This window comes from Pseudomonas sp. G2-4, assembly GCF_030064125.1.
Lineage (GTDB): Bacteria > Pseudomonadota > Gammaproteobacteria > Pseudomonadales > Pseudomonadaceae > Aquipseudomonas.
The window spans coordinates 4,573,841-4,580,000 of sequence record NZ_CP125957.1 but is presented as its reverse complement, the minus strand read 5'-3'; the positions used below and the strand labels follow the sequence as shown (position 1 = coordinate 4,580,000).

General features: G+C 53.7%; 3 protein-coding genes, 2 tRNA genes and 2 rRNA genes (1 of these 7 only partly in view). 5 read left to right on the top strand and 2 right to left on the bottom strand.

The annotated features are described in order from the left end of the window. The 4 genes from QNH97_RS19795 to rrf all read left to right on the top strand — a co-directional run. Positions 1 to 72: transfer RNA gene (locus QNH97_RS19795), tRNA-Ile, on the top strand (it extends 5 nt beyond the left edge of the window). A gap of 30 nt (positions 73 to 102) precedes the next feature. Next, positions 103 to 178, top strand: a tRNA-Ala gene (locus tag QNH97_RS19790). A 250-nt stretch (positions 179 to 428) separates the two neighbouring features. Next, positions 429 to 3,320, top strand: a 23S ribosomal RNA gene (locus QNH97_RS19785). Between the two features lie 159 nt (positions 3,321 to 3,479). Then, positions 3,480 to 3,595: ribosomal RNA gene (gene rrf / locus QNH97_RS19780) — 5S ribosomal RNA — on the top strand. A gap of 118 nt (positions 3,596 to 3,713) precedes the next feature. On the opposite strand, the gene QNH97_RS19775 is transcribed toward rrf, so the two are convergent. Next, the gene (locus QNH97_RS19775; RefSeq protein WP_283553533.1) at positions 3,714 to 4,115 is read right to left on the bottom strand and encodes a lysozyme inhibitor LprI family protein; all 402 of its coding nucleotides are present in this window, start codon (positions 4,113 to 4,115) and stop codon (positions 3,714 to 3,716) included. Between the two features lie 122 nt (positions 4,116 to 4,237). On the opposite strand from QNH97_RS19775, the gene QNH97_RS19770 reads away from it, so the two are divergent. Beyond that, a complete protein-coding gene (locus QNH97_RS19770) occupies positions 4,238 to 4,696 on the top strand; it encodes an SRPBCC family protein (RefSeq protein ID WP_283553532.1) in 459 nt (152 codons plus the stop codon). Between the two features lie 499 nt (positions 4,697 to 5,195). On the opposite strand, the gene QNH97_RS19765 is transcribed toward QNH97_RS19770, so the two are convergent. Further along, positions 5,196 to 6,143 carry an AraC family transcriptional regulator gene (locus QNH97_RS19765; RefSeq protein ID WP_283553531.1) on the bottom strand — a complete coding sequence of 316 codons (948 nt, stop codon included), beginning with the start codon at positions 6,141 to 6,143 and terminating at the stop codon, positions 5,196 to 5,198. Positions 6,144 to 6,160: the final 17 nt, after the last annotated feature.

Here is a 6,160-nt window from a genome sequence, read left to right as displayed (position 1 = left end):
TGTAGCTCAGTTGGTTAGAGCGCACCCCTGATAAGGGTGAGGTCGGCAGTTCGAATCTGCCCAGACCCACCAATTTTGTGTGGGAAACGCCTGTAGAAATACGGGGCCATAGCTCAGCTGGGAGAGCGCCTGCCTTGCACGCAGGAGGTCAGCGGTTCGATCCCGCTTGGCTCCACCACTACTGCTTCGATTGTATAAAGCTTAGAAATGAGCATTCCATCGGTTCGATGGTGAATGTTGATTTCTAGTCTTTGACTAGTTCGTTCTTTAAAAATTTGGGTATGTGATAGAAAGATAGACTGAACGTTACTTTCACTGGTAACGGATCAGGCTAAGGTAAAATTTGTGAGTTGCTCTTAAGTGAGCAAGCGTACGAATTTTCGGCGAATGTCGTCTTCACAGTATAACCAGATTGCTTGGGGTTATATGGTCAAGTGAAGAAGCGCATACGGTGGATGCCTTGGCAGTCAGAGGCGATGAAAGACGTGGTAGCCTGCGAAAAGCTTCGGGGAGTCGGCAAACAGACTTTGATCCGGAGATGTCTGAATGGGGGAACCCAGCCATCATAAGATGGTTATCTTGTACTGAATACATAGGTGCAAGAGGCGAACCAGGGGAACTGAAACATCTAAGTACCCTGAGGAAAAGAAATCAACCGAGATTCCCTTAGTAGTGGCGAGCGAACGGGGACTAGCCCTTAAGCTTCTTTGATTTTAGCGGAACGCTCTGGAAAGTGCGGCCATAGTGGGTGATAGCCCTGTACGCGAAAGGATCTTAGAAGTGAAATCGAGTAGGACGGAGCACGAGAAACTTTGTCTGAATATGGGGGGACCATCCTCCAAGGCTAAATACTACTGACTGACCGATAGTGAACTAGTACCGTGAGGGAAAGGCGAAAAGAACCCCGGAGAGGGGAGTGAAATAGATCCTGAAACCGTATGCGTACAAGCAGTGGGAGCCCACTTTGTTGGGTGACTGCGTACCTTTTGTATAATGGGTCAGCGACTTATTTTCAGTGGCGAGCTTAACCGAATAGGGGAGGCGTAGCGAAAGCGAGTCTTAATAGGGCGTCTAGTCGCTGGGAATAGACCCGAAACCGGGCGATCTATCCATGGGCAGGTTGAAGGTTGGGTAACACTAACTGGAGGACCGAACCGACTACCGTTGAAAAGTTAGCGGATGACCTGTGGATCGGAGTGAAAGGCTAATCAAGCTCGGAGATAGCTGGTTCTCCTCGAAAGCTATTTAGGTAGCGCCTCATGTATCACTGTAGGGGGTAGAGCACTGTTTCGGCTAGGGGGTCATCCCGACTTACCAAACCGATGCAAACTCCGAATACCTACAAGTGCCGAGCATGGGAGACACACGGCGGGTGCTAACGTCCGTCGTGAAAAGGGAAACAACCCAGACCGTCAGCTAAGGTCCCAAAGTTATGGTTAAGTGGGAAACGATGTGGGAAGGCTTAGACAGCTAGGAGGTTGGCTTAGAAGCAGCCACCCTTTAAAGAAAGCGTAATAGCTCACTAGTCGAGTCGGCCTGCGCGGAAGATGTAACGGGGCTCAAACCATACACCGAAGCTACGGGTATCACTTAGGTGATGCGGTAGAGGAGCGTTCTGTAAGCCTGTGAAGGTGAGTTGAGAAGCTTGCTGGAGGTATCAGAAGTGCGAATGCTGACATGAGTAACGACAATGGGTGTGAAAAACACCCACGCCGAAAGACCAAGGTTTCCTGCGCAACGTTAATCGACGCAGGGTTAGTCGGTCCCTAAGGCGAGGCTGAAAAGCGTAGTCGATGGAAAACAGGTTAATATTCCTGTACTTCTGGTTATTGCGATGGAGGGACGGAGAAGGCTAGGCCAGCTTGGCGTTGGTTGTCCAAGTTTAAGGTGGTAGGCTGAAATCTTAGGTAAATCCGGGGTTTCAAGGCCGAGAGCTGATGACGAGTTACCCTTTGGGTGACGAAGTGGTTGATGCCATGCTTCCAAGAAAAGCTTCTAAGCTTCAGGTAACCAGGAACCGTACCCCAAACCGACACAGGTGGTTGGGTAGAGAATACCAAGGCGCTTGAGAGAACTCGGGTGAAGGAACTAGGCAAAATGGCACCGTAACTTCGGGAGAAGGTGCGCCGGTGAGGGTGAAGGACTTGCTCCGTAAGCTCATGCCGGTCGAAGATACCAGGCCGCTGCGACTGTTTATTAAAAACACAGCACTCTGCAAACACGAAAGTGGACGTATAGGGTGTGACGCCTGCCCGGTGCCGGAAGGTTAATTGATGGGGTTAGCTAACGCGAAGCTCTTGATCGAAGCCCCGGTAAACGGCGGCCGTAACTATAACGGTCCTAAGGTAGCGAAATTCCTTGTCGGGTAAGTTCCGACCTGCACGAATGGCGTAACGATGGCGGCGCTGTCTCCACCCGAGACTCAGTGAAATTGAAATCGCTGTGAAGATGCAGTGTATCCGCGGCTAGACGGAAAGACCCCGTGAACCTTTACTATAGCTTTGCACTGGACTTTGAATTTGCTTGTGTAGGATAGGTGGGAGGCTTTGAAGCGTGGACGCCAGTTCGCGTGGAGCCAACCTTGAAATACCACCCTGGCAACTTTGAGGTTCTAACTCAGGTCCGTTATCCGGATCGAGGACAGTGTATGGTGGGTAGTTTGACTGGGGCGGTCTCCTCCTAAAGAGTAACGGAGGAGTACGAAGGTGCGCTCAGACCGGTCGGAAATCGGTCGTAGAGTATAAAGGCAAAAGCGCGCTTGACTGCGAGACAGACACGTCGAGCAGGTACGAAAGTAGGTCTTAGTGATCCGGTGGTTCTGTATGGAAGGGCCATCGCTCAACGGATAAAAGGTACTCCGGGGATAACAGGCTGATACCGCCCAAGAGTTCATATCGACGGCGGTGTTTGGCACCTCGATGTCGGCTCATCACATCCTGGGGCTGAAGCCGGTCCCAAGGGTATGGCTGTTCGCCATTTAAAGTGGTACGCGAGCTGGGTTTAGAACGTCGTGAGACAGTTCGGTCCCTATCTGCCGTGGACGTTTGAGATTTGAGAGGGGCTGCTCCTAGTACGAGAGGACCGGAGTGGACGAACCTCTGGTGTTCCGGTTGTCACGCCAGTGGCATTGCCGGGTAGCTATGTTCGGGAAAGATAACCGCTGAAAGCATCTAAGCGGGAAACTTGCCTCAAGATGAGATCTCACTGGGACCTTGAGTCCCCTGAAGGGCCGTCGAAGACTACGACGTTGATAGGCAGGGTGTGTAAGCGCTGTGAGGCGTTGAGCTAACCTGTACTAATTGCCCGTGAGGCTTGACCATATAACACCCAAGCAATTTGTGAACTCGAAAGAGGCCAGATTGCGGTGTGTGAAGACGACACGAACCGAAAGTTCGAAGCTGCTCACAAAGCAACACACAAACTATCGCATACCCATTTGCTGGAACGTGACCGCAAGGCACGCGCCGGCTACCGAATTTCTTGACGACCATAGAGCATTGGAACCACCTGATCCCATCCCGAACTCAGCAGTGAAACGATGCATCGCCGATGGTAGTGTGGGGTTTCCCCATGTGAGAGTAGGTCATCGTCAAGATTAAATTCCGAAACCCCTATCTGCTGATGCAGGTAGGGGTTTTGTTTTTGCGCTGGAAAAAAGCTTGTGCCGAAAAAAAGATGACCTTTAGTGGTCATCTTTTTTTTTATCTGGACTGTTAGGCCTCAGGCACAGGGCAGCTCAAATCGCCCTCCTTGCACTTGAGGTAGGTCTTGAACGCCTCGACTCGGGCCTTGGTCTGGGCTGTGATGCAGTTGCTGTAGATCAGCGGATAGACGCTACCACCCTCAACACGGGACGCAGAAAAATTGCATTCGGCGTCACGGAAGCCGATCCAGGCCCGTTGTGCCTTGATCAGCATTTGCTTGGCCTCGGGGTTGTCCTTCAGGCGTGCTGTGATCTGCTTATACAGGCTGTTCAGCTCGTTGTCGGCGGCCTTGTTTTCTTTGGCCGCGCACTCGTTCATCTCACCCTGAGTAATGGCATTGGCGCAGTCGTCGGCTTGGGCAGCGGTGATAAAAAACAACGGTGTGAGGGCCAGAAGCAAGCGTGATGGCATGGTTGATCTCTCCTTGAGGAGGTTACAAAGGCCGGAGGAGTGTACCCAAACAATGGACTGATACAACTTTCCGGTTGGCCTCGTGGTCTTACAAGCCTACTGTTGAACACAGGAGGTGACCCATGCATTCATCCGACCGTATCGAAAGAAAGATCCTACTCAAGGCGCCGCGCTCTCAAGTCTGGCGTGCCCTGGCCAATGCCGAAGCCTTTGGTCAATGGTTTGGCGTCGCCCTAGAGGGCAAGCGATTTGTGGCGGGCGAGCGTACGCAGGGACAGATCACTTATCCAGGTTACGAACACCTTATTTGGGACGTGGCGGTGGAGCGGGTCGAGCCCGAGCGGGTGTTCTCGTTTCGCTGGCATCCTTACGCCATCGAGCCGGAGGTCGATTACTCTCAAGAGGCCGAAACCCGGGTGCAATTCGAACTCGAAGACATGGATGGTGGCACCTTGCTGAAAGTGGTGGAGTCGGGGTTCAACAATATCCCTGAAGCGCGCCGACTCAAGGCCTTTCGCATGGACAGCCGTGGCTGGGACGAGCAAATGGCGAACATTGAAGCGTTTCTGAGCAAGGCCTGATTCTTCTTCCGTAAACGTGAACGCCGCCGATGCCCCGAGAGGCTAAGGGTTTGCGGAAGTGCTGGTATAGCGAATGTCTTACACACGATGGTAGCTATGTCGTCTATTGCACTTTGGATCCGAGGCGTAATCTGGACTTATCCACTGAAGCACAGGAAGTGCTCAGGATCAGGGACGATCGACCTTGCAAGGATGGCTACCGACAGGGAGTCGTAATGGTCTTGGAAAAACCCGCTTCGGCGGGTTTTTTTTCGTCCGTCAAAAAGCTCCGAAAACGCTGTATAGCGAAACGCTTACACGCTGGCGCTGCTTTCTCGTCTTTTTCCAAAGCATCGTAAGGCCTAATCTACATCCATCCACTGAGTACAGGGAGTGCTCGGGGTCATGGATGATTGGACCAGGCATGGAATGCCGGACAGGGAGTCAAATTGGTCCTCAAAAAACCCGCTTAGGCGGGTTTTTTTTCGTCCGTGAAAAAGGAGGCCCTCCGAGTGCAAGATCAGGCGCTACTGGCCTGCAACGCCTGGGCGCGCAAACGAGCGATGTCCTTGCTCGGTGACGCGCCAAATAGACGGCTGTATTCGCGACTGAACTGCGAAGGGCTTTCATACCCCATCTTGTAACCGATGGATGAAACGTCGCTGTTCTCCGCCAATAGCAGTCGTCGGGCTTCCTGCAGACGCAGCTGTTTCTGGTATTGCAGCGGGCTCATGGCGGTCACGGCCTTGAAGCGGTGATGCAGTGCCGAAGGGCTGAGGTTGATCATTTGGGCGAGGCTGTCGATGCTCAGTGGCTCGGCATAATGAGTGTTGAGCCACTCGATGGCCCGGCTGATGCGATGGGTCTGGGTATCGGGAATAGCAATTTCGTGCAAGCGCTGGCCTTGGGCCCCGCGCAGCAGTCGGTAGAAGATCTCCTGCTGGGCCAGGGGCGCCAGGGTAGGGATATCGTCCGGACTGTCCAGCAGCCGCAGCAGGCGCAACATCGCATCGAGCAGTGGCGCATCGATACGGTCCAGGAACAACCCACGCCCGGTTCGCTGGACCGGTACACCGATAGGGCTGGTGTCGGCGATCAGCCGGCAGATTTGTGCCGGGTCGATGTCCAGACGAATGCACAAGTAGGGCCGTTCAGGACTGGCTTCGACCACCTGGCCGGCCAACGGCAAGGTTACCGAGACCACCAGGTAGTTGAGCGGGTCATACACGTAGCATTCATCCGCCAGGCGCACTTCCTTGCGCCCCTCGACGATCACGCACAGCCCAGGCTTGTGCACCACGTGCAGGGCGTCGCTCGGCTGGTCGCTGCGGATCAGGTGCAAGGCCTCGATGGCCGTGGGGTGGACGCCGTATTTCGGCGCGAAACGCTTCATCAGCTCCGCCAGTTCGGCGCGACGCTGATTGACGCCGTCATCAGCCGCTATGTGGATGGACGTGGATACCGACATGCCGCTCAATCTCCCTG

Excerpts from the sequence above, each read along its gene's own strand:
- QNH97_RS19765 (WP_283553531.1), bottom strand. The coding sequence starts at position 6,143 with ATGTCGGTATCCACGTCCATCCACATAGCGGCTGATGACGGCGTCAAT.
- QNH97_RS19775 (WP_283553533.1), bottom strand. The coding sequence starts at position 4,115 with ATGCCATCACGCTTGCTTCTGGCCCTCACACCGTTGTTTTTTATCACC.
- QNH97_RS19770 (WP_283553532.1), top strand. The coding sequence starts at position 4,238 with ATGCATTCATCCGACCGTATCGAAAGAAAGATCCTACTCAAGGCGCCG.